11 protein-coding genes and 1 pseudogene are annotated in these 16,055 nt (G+C 74.0%); 3 read left to right on the plus strand and 9 right to left on the minus strand.

The window, feature by feature from the left end; all coding sequences use genetic code 11:
* Positions 1–116: 116 nt before the first annotated feature.
* The 3 genes from IFT72_RS15320 to IFT72_RS15330 form a co-directional block, all read right to left on the minus strand.
* Positions 117–1,100, minus strand: a complete 984-nt coding sequence (locus IFT72_RS15320; protein ID WP_056051876.1) for a magnesium and cobalt transport protein CorA — start codon at positions 1,098–1,100, stop codon at positions 117–119.
* A 71-nt stretch (positions 1,101–1,171) separates the two neighbouring features.
* Positions 1,172–2,674, minus strand: a complete 1,503-nt coding sequence (locus IFT72_RS15325; RefSeq protein ID WP_192046989.1) for a signal peptidase I — start codon at positions 2,672–2,674, stop codon at positions 1,172–1,174.
* Positions 2,675–3,088: 414 nt separating this feature from the next.
* On the minus strand, positions 3,089–3,718 hold the full coding sequence (locus tag IFT72_RS15330; protein ID WP_167261745.1) for a hypothetical protein: 630 nt from the start codon (positions 3,716–3,718) through the stop codon (positions 3,089–3,091).
* Between the two features lie 330 nt (positions 3,719–4,048).
* Here IFT72_RS15330 and IFT72_RS15335 point away from each other — a divergent pair, with 330 nt between their 5' ends.
* Both IFT72_RS15335 and IFT72_RS15340 read left to right on the plus strand, forming a co-directional pair.
* Positions 4,049–4,606 carry a MarR family winged helix-turn-helix transcriptional regulator gene (locus IFT72_RS15335; protein ID WP_192046990.1) on the plus strand — a complete coding sequence of 186 codons (558 nt, stop codon included), beginning with the start codon at positions 4,049–4,051 and terminating at the stop codon, positions 4,604–4,606.
* A gap of 64 nt (positions 4,607–4,670) precedes the next feature.
* Positions 4,671–5,177 carry a DinB family protein gene (locus tag IFT72_RS15340; RefSeq protein WP_192046991.1) on the plus strand — a complete coding sequence of 169 codons (507 nt, stop codon included), beginning with the start codon at positions 4,671–4,673 and terminating at the stop codon, positions 5,175–5,177.
* A gap of 54 nt (positions 5,178–5,231) precedes the next feature.
* Here the strand turns inward: IFT72_RS15340 and IFT72_RS15345 are convergent, their stop codons facing one another.
* From IFT72_RS15345 to IFT72_RS15365, 6 genes and pseudogenes are all read right to left on the minus strand, one after another.
* Positions 5,232–5,885, minus strand: a complete 654-nt coding sequence (locus tag IFT72_RS15345; protein WP_192046992.1) for a hypothetical protein — start codon at positions 5,883–5,885, stop codon at positions 5,232–5,234.
* On the minus strand, positions 5,882–6,574 hold the full coding sequence (locus tag IFT72_RS15350; RefSeq protein ID WP_192046993.1) for a hypothetical protein: 693 nt from the start codon (positions 6,572–6,574) through the stop codon (positions 5,882–5,884). Before IFT72_RS15350 ends, IFT72_RS15345 begins: the two co-directional genes overlap by 4 nt.
* Positions 6,575–6,719: 145 nt before the next feature.
* Positions 6,720–8,825, minus strand: a complete 2,106-nt coding sequence (locus tag IFT72_RS15355) for a DEAD/DEAH box helicase (protein ID WP_192046994.1) — start codon at positions 8,823–8,825, stop codon at positions 6,720–6,722.
* A gap of 1,354 nt (positions 8,826–10,179) precedes the next feature.
* Positions 10,180–10,492 (minus strand): hypothetical protein (locus tag IFT72_RS16790; RefSeq protein ID WP_371741322.1); only part of this gene is annotated, 313 nt, incomplete at its 5' end.
* A 1-nt stretch (position 10,493) separates the two neighbouring features.
* Positions 10,494–13,611: pseudogene (locus tag IFT72_RS15360) on the minus strand (efflux RND transporter permease subunit); the annotation flags it as partial.
* Positions 13,612–13,703: 92 nt separating this feature from the next.
* Positions 13,704–15,206: a PLP-dependent aminotransferase family protein gene (locus IFT72_RS15365; RefSeq protein ID WP_192046995.1), complete on the minus strand. Its 1,503-nt coding sequence runs from the start codon at positions 15,204–15,206 to the stop codon at positions 13,704–13,706.
* Positions 15,207–15,268: 62 nt separating this feature from the next.
* On the opposite strand from IFT72_RS15365, the gene IFT72_RS15370 reads away from it, so the two are divergent.
* On the plus strand, positions 15,269–16,006 hold the full coding sequence (locus tag IFT72_RS15370) for a hypothetical protein (RefSeq protein WP_192046996.1): 738 nt from the start codon (positions 15,269–15,271) through the stop codon (positions 16,004–16,006).
* Positions 16,007–16,055: the final 49 nt, after the last annotated feature.

Raw genomic sequence — 16,055 nt, forward strand, 5'->3', positions numbered from 1 at the left:
CCCGCGCCTCCCCCGTTCATCGAGGTGGCCCGTTCCGGGCCCTCACGCGCGCCGAGCACCCAGAACGGGGCACCTCGAGGCCCGCGGGCGCCCCCGCGCGCCCGGCCCCGCGCCTCCTACAACCAGCGCTTGAGCCGGAACGCCCCCCAGAGCCCGCCGCCGATCGCGGCCATCAGCCCGAGCGCGAACGGGTAGCCGAGGGTCCAGTGCAGCTCGGGCATCACGTCGAAGTTCATGCCGTAGATCGCTCCGACGAGGGTCGGTGCGAAGAGGATGGCGGCCCAGGCCGAGATGCGCTTGGTGACCTCGTTCTGGTCCTGGGCGACGAGCGTGGCGTTCAGCGCGAGCGCGTTCTGCAGCACGGCGCGGAAGGTGTCGGCTCGGTCGACCACGCGGATGACGTGGTCCTGCACGTCGCGCAGCCGCCGCTCGAGCTCGGTGCCGAGCCCGTACTTCTCGCCGCCGCGCAGCAGCCCGTCGAGCATCGCGATCAGCGGCCGCGACGCCTTCTGGAAGTCGCTGACCTCGCCGAACAGCTCGTAGATGCGCCGCGCGACGCCGGGCGCCCCGGAGAACAGCTGCTGCTCGATCTCGTCGATGTCGTTCTCGAGGCCGTCGATGACCGGCTTGTAGGCGTCGACGACCGCGTCGAGCAGGGCCCAGAGCATCGCCTGCGGGCCGGCCCCGAGCAGGTCGGGCTTCGTGCGCAGCCGCGAGACGCTGCGGGCGACGTGGCGGGCGTCGATGTGCGAGACGTGGTTGATGCCGATGAAGAAGTCGGGCCCGACGAAGCCGTGGATCTCGCCGAACGCCACGGTCTCCTCGTCGTCGAGGTAGACCGCGGGCCGCACGACGACGAAGAGCGTGGTGCCGTACCGCTCGAGCTTGGCGCGCTGGTGGCCCGAGCCGGCGTCCTCGACGGCGAGCTCGTGCAGGTCGAAGCGTCGCTGCAGCGAGGCCAGCTCGGCGGCGTCGGGCTCGCTGAGCACGACCCACGCGGTGCCGCCGGTCTCGGCGAGCGCCGCGTACGTCTCGTCGAGGGTGTCGTGCGACGCGTGCAGGCGGCCGTCGACGTAGACGTCGTTGATCTGGAGGGGCATCCGGCCAGTCTCCCAGAGCGGGGGCCAGCCCCGAGGAGGCGCGGGTCGAGCCCCCGAGGAGGAGCGGTGCGTCAGTGCCCGGCCGCGAACCGCGCCTGGACCTGCGAGGCCGTCTGCGCCGAGTTGTTGTAGATCGTGCTGCCGTCGACCTGGCCCGCGAACCAGCTGCTGGTCGGCGCCGACCCGAGGCCGGTCAGCGGCACGTAGCCGACTCGCCAGTAGCCCGTGGCGGCCTGGGCGGTCTTCGAGGTGGTGTCGGTGACGACGGCCTGGCCGTCGACGTAGATGACGACGCCGGCGGTGCTCGAGAGCGTCGCGACGACGTGGTGCCAGGCGCCGTCGTTGTAGGCGCGGGGGGTGACGGTCGTCTTCACCGTGCTGGTCGTGGGGCGGACGCCGAGCGCGAGGGTGCCGGTGTTCGTCATGTAGAGGGCGCGGTCGGTGGTCGTGGTGGTGCCGGTCTGCGCCGACGAGAAGCCGACGAGGGCGCCGCCGCGGGTCGTGGTCGTGCGGAACCAGGTCTCGGCCGTGAACGAGGGCTGCCCGCCGAGCATGACGGCCGTGGTGACCTGGCCCGAGGTGCCGTCGAGCTGCAGCGACGGGCTCGAGTTCGCCGCGCACGAGCCGCCGACGAACGAGGCGCCGGAGCTCAGGGTGCCGACGCGGGCGAAGGCGCTGCCGTCGGCCGTCGTCGTGCCCGACGTCTCGTTGTACGAGAAGCCGAAGGAGGTCTGGTCGTTGTACGCGTCGGTGAGGCAGTCGAAGGTCGACGCGGCGCCGAAGGCGCTCGACGGGTTCGCGACCTGGGCCGAGAAGGCGGCGCCGGCGCCGCCCGAGACGACGAGGGTCACGGCGAGGCCCGAGACGAGGCCGACCACGGCGAGCGTGCTGCCGGCGACCCGGAGCCGGGCCGCACGACGGACGCTGCGGCGGGCGGCCACGCGACCGCCGGCGAGGGCGACCGGACGGCGGGAGGTGCGGGGCGACTCCTCGGGGCCCTCCAGGCCCTTGAGCAGGTAGCGGTCGGCGCGGGCGCCGAGCACGAGCAGCATCAGGAGGCTGCCCGTGACGAGCAGGTGGCCGGTCTGGCCGGCCTGGGCCCAGACGAAGGGCGTGCCGAGGTACGGCACGCGCAGGTAGCCGACGCCGACGACCGCGTCGCGGGCGACCGGGGTGCTGTCGGCCTGCGGGTTGGCGTCGCCCTTGGTGACGATGGTCGTGCCCTCGCCGTTGTCGAGGTAGCGGTGCAGGCGGAGGTGGTCGGCCCGGTCGGGGTCCTGGAAGAGGAGCACCTGGCCCTGGCGGATCGCCGACTCGGCGACGGGCTTCGCGACCACGATGTCACCGGGGTGGATGCGCGGCTCCATCGAGCCGGTCATGACCGTCGTGGGGGTCCAGCCGATCACGGCGGGGACGGCGGCCCAGAGGAGGAGGCCCACCGCGGTGGCGAGGACGGTGCGCGAGAGCACCCCGACCAGCAGGCGGAGCCAGTGCGACCACGACCGAGAGGCACGCCGCGACCCGGCGACCTGCGCCGCGGTGGTGGCCGGGCTGAGGAAGTCGAAGGTGGTCATGGCGTGCCTCGTGGTCTCGTGGTGCGTGCGTGGTGAGTGCTGTCGTGCTGCGGTGCGGTGCTGCTGTCGTGCTGCGCTCCGGGTCGGGCGGGGCGGTGGTGCGGTGGTGCGTCGGGGCGGTGCGGTGGTGCTCGGGGTGGGCGTGCGACCGGCGAGGTGGGGGGCCGGGTGGTGCGGTGGTGCGGTGCGGCGTCGCGGGCGATCGGGTGTCCTGCGGTGCTGCTGTTCCTCCGGCCGGCTCAGGGGGCCAGAGGAGGTCCTCGCCGCCCGCCCCGCGGGGGGTCGGGGCGGGCGGCGAGGTGGGGCCCGTCGCGACGCAGGGGGGAGGAGCGGCGACGGGAGTCGGTGGAGCGGTCAGCGGTCGGGGCCGGCGGCGGTCGGGGCCGTCGGCTGTCGGGGCCGGCGGCCGGGCGACTAGCTGTTCTGCGCCTCCCAGGTGAGGGCGATCGCGGCGGTGCCGCCCTGCTGGGCGTTGGTCGCCGCGGCGTTGACCGTGTAGGTCACCTGGTAGGTGCGGACCTCGGGGGTCGTGCCGCCGACGGTCGCCCAGGTGCCGACGCCGTTGCCGTAGTTGGTGGCGGCGGTGCTGAGGCCGGCGACCGTGCCGGAGTAGACGGCGCCGGCGGCGCCCTGGGCGGGCGTGTAGCCGGTGCAGGAGCCGAAGCCGCCGCCGGTGCCCTGCGTGATGTTCAGCGTGATGTTGTCGCCGAGGGCCTTGGTGGTCGAGTAGCTGCTGCTGTAGAGCTTGACGGCCGAGGCGAGCGAGCCCGTCGAGGTGACCGCGATGCACTTGGAGCCGGTCGAGCCGGGCTTGAGGTTCGTGGCCTGGAACATCGCGGCGCCGGTCGAGCCGTCGGCCGTGGTGCCGCCGTCGTCGTCGGTGAGGGCGACGCTGCCCGCGGTCCAGTTGCTGGTCGGGTTGGCCGTGGTCGACGAGAACGCCGAGTAGGAGGCCTGCGAGACGACGAGGCCGGAGGCGACGAGGGCGGCGGGGATGGCGATCCAGGCGGCGAGGCGGGCGATGCGGGGGGTGGGACGCGACATGGGGAGCTCCAGGTGGTTGGGGTGGAACGGGAAGTTGGGGGGGGAGAGCCTCGGAGAACAATTTGCTCGGCATCCGAGTGGTTGGCCTCTCAAGTGGTACGACAATCAAGTTACTTGCCTCCCGAGTAGCACGCAAGCCGAAGCATGCCCCCACTCAAGGGGACATGGCTCGACGGGTGAACTACTCGTCATCCGAGCTATGCTCGTCGTCGAGGCACTTCGCTCCCCGCCCTCGGCGGGTGTCGATCTCGCCCCTCGTCGTGACCCCCCGCACCGTGTCGCCCCGCACGCTCGCGCACGACCCGCCCCCGAGGCCCCGGAGCCCACCCCATGACCGACGTCTCCCCCCAGCCGCCCGCCGGCGCCGCGCCTCCCCTCCACGACGACGGGCTGCTCGACGTCTCGGGCGTCCTCCACGCGTTCCGCGCCCTGCAGAAGGAGAACGAGCGCGTGGAGCGCCTCGTCGCCACCTACTACGGCATCGGCACGAGCGACCTGCGCTGCCTCCGCTTCGTCGGCGAGAACGCCGCCTCGACGCCCAAGGCCACCGCCGAGGCGCTCGAGCTGTCGACGGGCGCCACCACGAGCCTGATCGACCGGCTCGGCGCCGCCGGCTTCGTGCACCGCGCCCCGCACCCCACCGACCGGCGCAGCGTCGTGCTCGAGCTGGCCCCGGCGGGCCGCAAGGCCATCGACGAGATCGACGAGTTCTACCGCGGGGCGTTCCGCGACGCGGTCGATCCGCACCACCTCGACTTCCTGGCCGCGGCGATGCGCGCGATCGGCGACTCCCTCGTCCGGTCGGCGGCGCAGGCGGACGCCGACCTGGCCGCCCTCGCTGCCGGTGCGGCCGAGGGCTCGGCGCAGGCACCGGCCTCGTCCGACTAGCTCCGCCCCGGTCGGCGCTCCTCGCGGCCGGACCCTCGCGCGCAGCCGGTCGTAGGGTGGCGCGATGACTCCCTCCGACGTGCTCATCGACGCCTTCTCGCGCCTGCCCGCCATCGCCCGCTCGGCCGTCGACGGCCTCTCGGTCGACGACCTCGCCTGGCGGGCCGACCCCGAGGCCAACACGATCGCCTGGCTCGTCTGGCACACCGCGCGCGGTCAGGACGCGCAGGTGGCCGACCTCGCGGGCAGCGACGAGGTGTGGTCGGTCGACGGCTGGGTCGGGGCCTTCGGCCTGCCCTTCTCCCCCGCCGAGATGGGCTACGGCATGTCGCCCGCCGACGTCGCCTCGGTGCGGGTCGAGGGCGACCTGCTCGTGGCCTACCTCGAGGCGGTCACCCTGCGCACCCGCGGCTACCTCGACGACCTGGACGCCGCCTCCTGGGACGACGTCGTCGACGAGCAGTGGGACCCGCCGGTCACGGCGGGGGCGCGGCTCGTGAGCATCCTCGGCGACTGCCAGCAGCACCTCGGCCAGGCGTCGTTCGTGCGCGGGCTGCTCGACCGCCGCTAGCCCTGCGTCAGCACCGGGGAGGCGCGGGTCGGCCTGTACGGACCGCCTGCGTCGTCAGCGGAGCGACTCCGGCAGGCAGCTCGCCGGCACCGGGAAGCCCAGGCGGTCGGCCACCTCGTCGAGGCGTGCCCGGGCCGCCGCGTGGTGCTGGAGGTAGATCGGGTCGACCAGAGCGAAGGCGCGGGGCGAGGTGTCGGCGTGCACGACCAGCCGCCACAGGTCGAGCTCGTCGGCGGCGTCCTCCGAGTCGGAGAGCCGCCGGGCGAGCTCGGCGAGGTCGTCGTGCGGCACGGGCGGGTCGTGCTGCTCGGCCCAGGTGCGGAACTCGACGGGGACGGTGACGACGCCGTCACCGTCGAGGGCGTCACGGACGGTCCGGCGCAGGGCCGCCGGATCACGACGCGGCCCGGGGACGACGTCGTGGCCGACGGCGACGAGCCCCCCGCCGACCGCGGCTCCGAGGACGGCACCGGCCGCGAGCGACGCCCACTCGTGCAGGTGACCCACCTCGCGGGTCACCGCGACGCCGATGACGGCCCCGGCGATCGTCGCTGCGGCGTACAGCCACCGCGTCGACCACCGGGTGGGCTCGGCGGCCCAGCCCCGACGTCGGAGCTCCCGTTCCACCGCGGCCGTGGGCACCCCCGGGGCTGCGACGAACCAGCACGACTCCTCGTCGTCACCAGGGATGCTCACGAACGCCGTCACCGGTCCACCTCGGCGTGCCGGCGAGACGGAACGTAGCCGGTCGCGGCCGCGACGGCCCTGAGTTCGTCCACCGCGGTCGCCTCGGCGGCGACCAGCACGGCCACGGCCCGGCGGGCGACTGCCTCGCCGCCCGGGCCCTCGTCGCCCCGGCCGTCCTCGCGCTCCTGTCCGTCGGCGTCAGCGACTGCCCACCTCGCGCCACGGAGCTCCTCGACGAGCCCCACGGCCGCGGTGACGCGCCAGACAGCCTCGGCCGGGGTGTCGTCGCGCAGCCACGAGAGCACGTGACGCGGCACCGGGACGACCTGTGCCGAGGGAGCGGGGCCGACGAGGTCGGGCGCGAGACGGTCGCTGACGCTGAACGCCAGGGCGATCGCGCCGACGAGGACGGCGAGGACGCCGACGACGGCGATGCTCATCGCGCCGAACTCCTCCGTGAGGGGCAGCGCCTCCACGCCTGCCGCGACGCCGGCGCCCCCGGTCGCCGTGGTGACGACGAACAGCACCAGCGGCGCCCACCGCAGCACGCGCCGCCCGCTCCCGACGTTCGTCGGGGCCGCCGACCGGCGCAGCTCGGCGACGGCGTCGGCGGCCGCGTCGGGCGTCAGCGCGGGGTCGACGACGTACCAGCGCCGGCGGTCGTGGACGAGCACCGGCACCAGGCCGGGGCGTTCACGGGTCGGGGGCACCTCGCGAGCCTAGGGGCGGTCCTGCCCCCGTGACGCGGGCGGTACGGGCGGGCCGACCCGCGCCTCCCTCGGGCCCCCGGACGCGACGACGGGCGCCCACCTCGTGAGGTGAGCGCCCGTCGGGTACCGTGGTGCTGCGCTGTCGTTACGCGCCCGCGCCGGCGAGCCGGTCGAGCAGGGCGTCGCCGGAGCGGGCCTCGATCATCTCGGCGTCGATCTCGGCGCGGTCGAGCAGCTCCTCCATGCGGCGGCGGCGCTGGCGCGTGATCAGCGTCACGACCGTGCCCTCCTTGCCGGCGCGGCCCGTGCGGCCCGAGCGGTGCATGTAGGTCTTGTACTCGTCGGGCATGTCGGCCTGGACGACGAGCTCGATGTCGTCGACGTGGATGCCGCGGGCGGCGACGTCGGTCGCGACGAGCACGTTGACGCGGCCGCTGGTGAGCATCTGCAGGTTGCGGGTGCGACGGGCCTGGTTGAGGTCGCCGTGGAGGCTCGTGGCGCGGATGCCCGCGTCCTCCAGCTGGTCGGCGAGCTGCTCGGCGAAGGCGCGCGTGCGGGCGAAGACGAGGGTCTTGCCCGGGCCGGAGGCGAGCTGCTCGATGACGGCCGTCTTGTCGCGCTGCTCGATCAGCAGCACGCGGTGGTCGATCGTGGCGCTGGCCTGGTCCTCGCCGGCGACCTCGTGCACGGCCGGGTCGACGAGGAACTCGTCGACGAGCTTCGCGACGCCCTTGTCGAGGGTCGCGCTGAAGAGCAGCTTCTGGGCGCGGTCGCCGTTCGGCTTCACGTCGGCGGTCTCGCGGATGATGCGCTGCACCGGCTCGAGGAAGCCCAGGTCGCACATGTGGTCGGCCTCGTCGAGCACCGTGATGGTGACCTCGCTGAGGTCGAGGCGGCCCTGGTCGATGAGGTCCTCGATGCGGCCGGGGGTGCCGATGACGATGTCGACGCCGCGGTTGATGGCGCCGACCTGGCGGGCCTGCGGCACGCCGCCGTAGACCTGCGTCGTGAAGAGGCCGACCGAGCGAGCGATGGGCTGCACGGTGCGGTCGATCTGCATCGCGAGCTCGCGCGTTGGGGCGAGGATGAGCGCGCGCGGCTTGCGGCCGGGCTTGCGGCCCTTGGCGCCGTTGTTCTCCATCAGCTTCTCGACCAGCGGAGCGCCGAAGGCGATCGTCTTGCCGGAGCCCGTGCGGCCACGGCCGAGGACGTCCTTGCCGGCCAGCACGTCGGGGATCGTCGCCGCCTGGATGGCGAACGGAGCGGCGGCGCCCATCGACGCCAGCTGGCGCTCGATGTTGTCGCCGAGGCCCAGGTCGCCGAAGCTCACGCCCTCGACGTCGGCCGCGGTGACCACGGCGGCCTGCAGCTTCTCGAGCTTGACGTCGTCCTCGGGCGAGTAGTGGCCCGCGTCGCGCTTCGGGTACAGGTCGCTGCCGCGGTCGGAGCGCTGGGGGCGGTCGCTGCGGGAGTCGCGGTCGAAGGAGCGCTGGGGGCGGTCGCTGCGGGAGTCGCGGTCGAAGCTGCGCTGGGGGCGGTCGTTACGGTCGCCGCGGTCGCTGCGGGGTGCTCGGTCGTCGCGGTCGAAGCTGCGCGGAGCGCGGTCGTCGCGGTCGAACGAGCGCTGCGGGCGGTCGTCACGGGGCGGGCGCCCGGCGGGCGTGTAGCTCTTGGGCGCGCGGTCGTCACGGCGGGCGGGGCGCTCGTCGCGGTCGTACGAGCGGGGGGCGCGGTCGTCGCGCTGGGGGCGGGCGTCGCGGTCCCAGCTGCGCGGGGCGCGGTCGTCGCGCTGCGGGCGGGCGTCGCGGTCGTAGCCGCGCGGGGCGCGGTCGTCGCGGCCGCCACGGTCGTCACGACCGCCGCGGTCGTCGCGAGCCGGGCGCTCCGAGCGCTCCCAGGGGCGGGTCGGGCGACCGTCGCGGCCGGCACGGGCTGCCTCGCGGCCGCCGTCCCGGCCGAAGCGGGGGGCGCCTCCGTCACGGCCACGCTCGCCGTTGCGGGCGTCGTGGTCGCGGGGGGCGAAGCGGCTGTTGCCGGTCTTCTCGCGGGGCTCCCAGTTGGGGCGGCCGCCGCCGGTGCGGGGGGCGTCGCCACGGCGCTCGGCGCGGGCGTCGCTGTTCCAGCGGTCCTTGCGGGCGGGGGCTCCGGCCTCGTCGGGGCGGTGGCCGCGGTGCTTGGGGCTCTTGGAGCCGCCGCCGCGGGGGCCGTCGTCGTTGCGGGCGCGCGAAGGCGTCTTGTCGTAGGGGGGCATGGTGGTTCTCTCCGGGCTTGCGCGGTGACGCGAGGTGATACCCGGGCAGCCTTTGGCCAGGACCGTTCACGTTCGTGAATTCATCTCGACGACATCCGTCGAGAATCCGGCCCACAAGACTGACAAACCCTCTATGCGTGATCGTCGCTGCACTCAGCGCCCGATCGGTTCGCGCCACAGGCGCGGTGTCTTGAGCCGACCCACCTACGGTACCCGACGCCTCCCGCCCGCGGAACCCCCGCCTCCCCCGCCCCACCGCTGCACATGCCGACCATCCCCCCGCGTCGCGGCCCCTGGCACCCGGATCTCCCACTACTACAGCCCCCACGGTCGGGTTCTGCAGCCCGACCACGGCGACCCCTTCCAAATTTGAGAGTGATCCGAGCTGCACGGCCGCCACAGCCGCATGCCACGGCCCGCCCCGAGCAGATCCCTCCCGCATTCCGAGCGCGGCCAGCCGCGCGGCCCTGCCCAGCGCTTCGCGCTCCGACACCGTCACCGCAGGCCCCCGTCACCCCGCCGCACTCTCAAATTCGAGAGCGATACGGCCCGAGCAGCCGCCACAGCCGCATGCCACGGCCCGCCCCGACCAGATCCCTCCCGCATTCCGAGCGCGGCCAGCCGCGCGGCCCTGCCCAGCGCTCCGCGCTCCGACACCGCCGCACAACCCGACCATCCGCACCCACCACGGCCCCTGGTACCCGGATATCCCACTACTACAGCCCCCACGGTCGGGTTCTGCAGCCCGACCACGGCGACCCCTTCCAAATTTGAGAGTGATCCGAGCTGCACGGCCGCCACAGCCGCATGCCACGGCCCGCCCCGAGCAGATCCCTCCCGCATTCCGAGCGCGGCCAGCCGCGCGGCCCTGCCCAGCGCTTCGCGCTCCGACACCGTCACCGCAGGCCCCCGTCACCCCGCCGCACTCTCAAATTCGAGAGCGATACGGCCCGAGCAGCCGCCACAGCCGCATGCCACGGCCCGCCCCGACCAGATCCCTCCCGCATTCCGAGCGCGGCCAGCCGCGCGGCCCTGCCCAGCGCTCCGCGCTCCGACACCGCCGCACAACCCGACCATCCGCACCCACCACGGCCCCTGGTACCCGGATATCCCACTACTACAGCCCCCACGGTCGGGTTCTGCAGCCCGACCACGGCGACCCCTTCCAAATTTGAGAGTGATCCGAGCTGCACGGCCGCCACAGCCGCGCGCTGCCGCCCGCCCCGAGCAGATCCCTCCCGTATTCCGAGCGCGGCCAGCCGCGCGGCCCTGCCCAGCGCTCCGCGCTCCGACACCGCCGCACAACCCGACCATCCGCACCCGCCACGGCCCCTGGTACCCGGATATCCCACTACTACAGCCCCCACGGTCGGGTTCTGCAGCCCGACCACGGCGACTCCTTCCAAATTCGAGAGTGACCCGACAGGCACGGCCGCCACAGCCTCCCGCCGCCGCTCGCACCGAGCTGATCCCTCCCGCCTTCCGAGCGCGACTCAGGGCGCGGCGTGCATCCCCCGTTCGCCCCCGCATGACGAAGGGCGCCGCCCCACCTCGCGGTGACACGGCGCCCTCGGCACGACGAGCGACGAGCGACGAGCGACGAGCTACGCCGGCGACACCCCAGCAGCCTCGCGATCGCCTGCGGCGCCCGAGGCCCCCCCCGCCCCNAGAGGTAGTACATGACCGGCAGCACGACCAGCGTCAGCACCGTCGACGACACCAGCCCGCCGATGACGACGATCGCGAGCGGCTGCGAGATGAACCCGCCGTGGCCCGTGATGCCGAGCGCCATCGGGGTCAGGGCGAAGATCGTCGCGGTCGCCGTCATGAGGATGGGCCGCAGACGTCGCGACGCCCCCTCGAGCAGCGCCTCGCGCACCCGGAGCCCCTTCTCGCGGTACTGGTTGACGAGGTCGATCAGCACGATCGCGTTCGTGACCACGATGCCCACCAGCATCAGCACGCCGATCAGCGACGCGACGCCGAGCGGGATCCCCGAGGCCAGCTGCAGCAGGATCGCGCCGGTGGCCGCGAACGGGATCGACACCAGCAGGAGGAGCGGCTGCAGCAGGCTGCGGAAGGTCGCCACCATGACGATGTAGACGATCAGGATCGCGATCAGCACCGCGAGGCCGAGCTGCGAGAAGGCGTTGGCCTGGTCGGCCGTCGCCCCGCCGACCACCGCGTCGGCGCCGGCGGGCAGCGAGACGTCGGCGAGCGCGTCGGAGACCTCGGTGCCCGCGCTCGACAGGTCGTCACCCGAGGGCGTGATGGTGACCGTGGCGGTGCGGACCGCGTCCTTCGTCGTCACCGAGGTCGGCCCGGTGCTCTGGTCGACCGTCGCGACCGAGTCGAGACGGACGGGGCCCGTGGGGCTCGGCAGCTGGATCGCCCGGAGGTCGTCGAGCGTCGCCGGCGGCGTCGGGTCGAGCGTGTAGACGTCGACCGAGCTGTCGTCGATCTCGACCGAGCCGACGCGGAACGCCTGCACGGCCTGCGAGACGATGCCGCCGACGGCGACCTCGCTGAGGCCGATCCGGGCCGCCGCGTCGCGGTCGACGGTGACGCCGATGATCGGCTGGGCCGACTGCAGGTTCGAGCTCGCCTCGGCGGTGCCGGGGAGGTCCTGCACCTCGGCCAGCACGGCGTCGGTCGCGGTCTGCAGGGTGTCGGGGTCGGGCGCCGAGACGTCGACGGTGATGTCGTTGTTCGTGCCGAAGCCGCTCGAGGCCGCCAGCTCGATCGTGCCCGCGTCGCTGACGCCGTCGAGCTGCGAGCGGACGTCGGCCTGGACGGCCTCCTGGTCGGCGTCCTCGTCGGTCGTGATCGAGTACGTCACCGTGCTGTCGCCGCTGCCGCCGAAGAAGCTCGCGATCGAGGTGCCGCTCGAGCCGATGGTCAGCTGGACGGTGTCGATGCCGTCGATGCCCTCGAGCACGTCCTCGACCTGCGTCGCCGCGGTCGAGAGGGTGTCGAGGCTCGACGCCGGGGCGAGGGTCTGCGTCACCGTGAAGGTGTTCTGCCCGCTCGACCCCAGGAAGTTCGTCTTCATCAGCGGGATGACGGCGCCCGTCCCGACCAGCACGAGCGCCGCCGCGACGAGGGTGACGACGGGGCGACGCAGCGTCCCGCGCAGCACCGGCACGTAGACGCGGCGCAGACGGTCGAGCGGCGTCGGGTCCGTGGGGTCGGAGGCGGCCGTGGTGAGCGGCTCCCGCGAGCCGACCCGCGCCTCCGCGCCGACGCCGGCGTCAGCACCGGCACCGGCACCGGCACCCGCACCGGCCCCGCCGGCGTGCTTGTGCGCCTTCGGCGCCCGCAGGAACCAGTACGCCAGCACCGGCACGATCGTCAGCGCCACGAACAGCGAGGCGATCAGAGCGATCGTCACCGTCAGCGCGAACGGCCGGAACAGCTCGCCCGTGATGTTGCCGACGAACGCCAGCGGCAGGAACACCACGACGGTCGTGACGGTCGACGCCGTGATGGCGCCGGCGACCTCGCGGACGCCCACCGAGATGGCCTGCAGCCGGTCCGTGCCCGCCGTCAGGTGCCGCTTGATGTTCTCGATCACGACGATCGAGTCGTCGACGACGCGGCCGATGGCGATCGTCAGCGCCCCGAGCGTGAGGATGTTGAGCGTGTAGCCCGCCGCCTGCAGCCCGATGAAGGTGATCAGCACGCTCGTGGGGATGCTGATCGCGGTGACGATCGTCGACCGCACCGAGAGCAGGAAGACGAGGATGACGACGACCGCGAACGCCAGGCCGAGCAGGCCCTCGGTCGCGAGGCTGTCGATCGACTGCTGGATGAAGGGCGCCTGGTCGAAGACGACGGTCAGCTCGACGCCGTCGCCGAGGTCGGTGGCGAGGCCCGGGATGGCGTCGCGGACGATCTCGGAGACGTCGACGGTGTTCGCGTCGAGGGTCTTCGTGACCGCCACGGTCAGGGCGTCCTGCCCGTTCACGCGGCTGATCGAGGTGACGGGCGCGCTGGTCAGCTGCACGTCGGCGACGTCGCCGATCGTGACGAGCGAGGTGCCCGACCCGCCGAGCAGCGGCAGGGCCGCGATCTGGTCGGTGCTCGTGATGCGCTCGCCGGCCTGGATCGAGAGGGTCTGGCCGTTCTCGGTGATCGTGCCGCCGGGGATCAGCGTGCCGTTCGCGTCGAGGGCGTCCTGGAAGGCCTGGGCGGTGAGGCCCGCCGCGGCGAGCGCCGTCTGGTCGGGCGTGATGGTGACGCGCTGGCCCGCGTCGCCGTAGATCGACGCCTCGCGCACGCCGTCGAGCTTCTGCAGGTCGGGCACGGTCGTGGTGGTGAGGCGGTCGACGAGGGTCTGCGCGTCGGCCTGGTCGTAGCCGGTGACCGCGATCTGGATCACCGGGAGGTCGTCGAGGCTGCCCGTGACGACCTGCGTGTCGACCGAGTCGGGCAGCGAGAGCCGGTTGATCGCCGACTGGATCTTCTGCTCGGCGGAGTTCAGGTCGGTGCCGTAGGTGAACTCGGCCGACACCGTGCTCTGCGAGGTGCTCGACGTGGCCGTCGTGCCCTCGAGGCCGGGGATGATCTGCACGGCCTGCTCGATCGGCGTCGACACGTCGTCGTTGACGACCTCGGGGGTCGCGCCGGGGTACGAGCTGACGATGGCGATCTGCGGGAACTGCACGCTCGGCGCGAGCTCCTGCTTGAGGCTCGTCAGGGCGATGCCGCCGAAGACCGCGACCACGATGGTGACGAGGGCGATCAGGGCGCGGTTGCGCAGGCTGAAGACGGAGAGGAGGTGCACGGGGCTCCCGGAGACGTGGCTGGTGAAGGCCGGTGAGGAGGACGTGCACGTCGTGCACTCCTCCATTGTCGTCAGTCTCTCTGGGAACGCGGCTACACGACCTCCGCCATCACCGCCCCGCGGGGCACCTGCACGCCGTCGATCCCCTCCCACGCCGCCGCGAGCGCCGCGAGGGCCCGGTCGGTCTCGTCGTCGGGGTACGAGAACGGCACGCGGAGGAACCTCTCGAAGGCGCCGTCGACGCCGAACATCGGCCCCGCGGCGAGCAGCAGCCCCTGCTGCCGGGCCGCGAAGGTGAGCTGCGAGCTGACGGGCGCCCCGAGGGCGACCCAGGTCGTGAGCCCGCCGGCCGGCGACGGCACCTGCCACCCGGGGAAGGCGGAGCGCAGCCCGGCCACGACGCGGTCGCGACCCCGTCTCAGCTGGCCGGCCCGCGCCTCCAGGATCCCCTCCATGTCGCCGAGCAGGTCGGCGACGATCAGCTGCTCGAGCACCGGGGTGCCGAGGTCGCCCGCCGACCGTGCGCGCACCAGGCGGTCGACGAGGGGGCGTTCGGCGCGGATCCAGCCGATCCGCAGGCCGCCCCAGAGCGACTTGCCCGCCGAGCCGATCAGCACGGCGGGCCCGTAGGCCGCCATCGGCAACGGCGGGGAGGCGCGGTGCCCGCCCCCGAGGGAGCCCCCGCCGAGCGGGCCCCCACCGAGCGGCCCCCCACCGAGCGGCCCCCCGATCCGCAGCTCCGCCATCGTCTCGTCCGCGACGACGACCGTCCCCTCGTCCGCCGCGGCCTCGAGCACGCGGACGCGCTGATCGGCCGGCATGGTGGCCCCGGTCGGGTTGTGGAAGTCGGGCATGAGGTAGGCGATCGTCGGGCTGGTGCGCCGGAGCGTCTGCAGCAGGGCCGACTCGTCCCACCCGTCGCGCACGGTCACGCTGACGGGGGCGAGCCGCGCGCCCGCGCCGCGCAGCGCCTCGAACGCGTGCGGGTAGCCCGGCGCCTCGACGACCGCGCGGTCGCCCCGGCCGACGAGCACGCGCGCGAGCAGGGCGATGGCGTGCTGCGCCCCCAGGGTGACGACGATCTGCTCGGCATCGGTCGGCAGGCCGCGGGCCCGGTAGCGCTCGGCGATCGCCTCGCGCAGCACCGGGCGGCCGACGGTGTCGTAGCCGCTGTCGGCGAGGTAGCCGCCGATGCTCGCGGCGGCGCGCTGGGCCGCCTCGGCGATGCCGTCGACGGCGGGCAGCGCGGCCTTGGTGAGGTCGAGCAGCCCGGCCGACGACGAGGCGCGCGGCAGGCTCGTCCGGGCCGGCAGCCGGACGGTGCTGCCGCTGCCGCGCACGCTCTGCACGTGCCCGGTCTCGCGCAGCGACGCGTACGCGGCGGCGACGGTGGTGCGGCTGACCCCGAGGTGGGCCGACAGGTCGCGCTCGCTCGGCAGGCGCGTGCCGACGGGCAGCCGCCCGTCCACGACCAGCAGCCGGACGCGGTCCGCCAGGGCGGCGTAGCCGGGAGCCGAGGAGGCGCGCCACGAGTCGAGCAGGGAGCCGAGGGCCCGCGACGAGACGGCTGGTCCGCTGGTGGTCACCGTGGTCATGCGGCCACACTAGGGCGATTGGCACCTTGCGACCAGTCCACCTGACCGATTGGATCGTCGACGTGCCGTACCCCCGCCTCCCCCTGACCGCCCTCCGCCGCGGCGACCACGTCGAGCGCCTCGCGCGCCTCGCCGTCGGCCTCGTGCTCTACGGGGTCGCCCTCGCGCTGATGGTCAGGGCCGGCATCGGGCTCGCCCCGTGGGACGTCCTGTCGACCGGCATCGTCGCGCAGACCGGCCTCTCGTACGGGGTGGTGGTCGTCGCGACCAGCGTGCTCGTGCTGCTGGCGTGGATCCCCCTGCGCCAGCGGGTCCGGTTCGGCACGGTCGCGAACACGATCACGATCGGCCCGGTCGCCGACGTCGTGCTCCGGGTGCTGCCCGAGCAGACGGCGTGGTGGGCCCAGGGCCTCACCTTCGCGCTCGGCCTCGCCCTGCTCGCCGTGGCGAGCGGCCTCTACATCAGCGCCGACCACGGGCCCGGGCCGCGCGACGGCCTCATGCTCGGCCTCAACCGACGGCTGGGCTGGCGGATCGGCGTCGCGCGCACGGCGATCGAGGTGACGGTGCTCGCGATCGGCTGGCTCCTCGGCGGCCAGGTCGGGATCGGCACGGCCCTCGAGGCGCTGCTGATCGGCCCGATGGTCGCCGTGACCATCCCCGCGCTGGCCCGACGCCGCCCGGCGGCCGAGACCCCGGGCGCGCCGCCCGCCGCGACGCCCGCCGAGCCCTCCCCCGGGGCGCCGACCCGCGACTCCTCGACGCCTGTCGCCGACCTGCCGGAGGCGCGCCTCCCCTGAGCCCGGAGCCCCCGGTACGAGACTGTTCGGAGCCCGCCCGACGGATCGG

Origin of the sequence: Frigoribacterium sp. CFBP 8754 (assembly GCF_014841815.1) — a bacterium.
Taxonomy (GTDB): Bacteria; Actinomycetota; Actinomycetes; order Actinomycetales; family Microbacteriaceae; genus Frigoribacterium; species Frigoribacterium endophyticum.

Bases quoted from the DNA above. Each gene is read 5' to 3' on its own strand.
- IFT72_RS15320 (WP_056051876.1), bottom strand. From the start codon at position 1,100: ATGCCCCTCCAGATCAACGACGTCTACGTCGACGGCCGCCTGCACGCG.
- IFT72_RS15325 (WP_192046989.1), bottom strand. From the start codon at position 2,674: ATGACCACCTTCGACTTCCTCAGCCCGGCCACCACCGCGGCGCAGGTC.
- IFT72_RS15330 (WP_167261745.1), bottom strand. From the start codon at position 3,718: ATGTCGCGTCCCACCCCCCGCATCGCCCGCCTCGCCGCCTGGATCGCC.
- IFT72_RS15340 (WP_192046991.1), top strand. From the start codon at position 4,671: ATGACTCCCTCCGACGTGCTCATCGACGCCTTCTCGCGCCTGCCCGCC.
- IFT72_RS15365 (WP_192046995.1), bottom strand. From the start codon at position 15,206: ATGACCACGGTGACCACCAGCGGACCAGCCGTCTCGTCGCGGGCCCTC.
- IFT72_RS15335 (WP_192046990.1), top strand. From the start codon at position 4,049: ATGACCGACGTCTCCCCCCAGCCGCCCGCCGGCGCCGCGCCTCCCCTC.
- IFT72_RS15355 (WP_192046994.1), bottom strand. From the start codon at position 8,825: ATGCCCCCCTACGACAAGACGCCTTCGCGCGCCCGCAACGACGACGGC.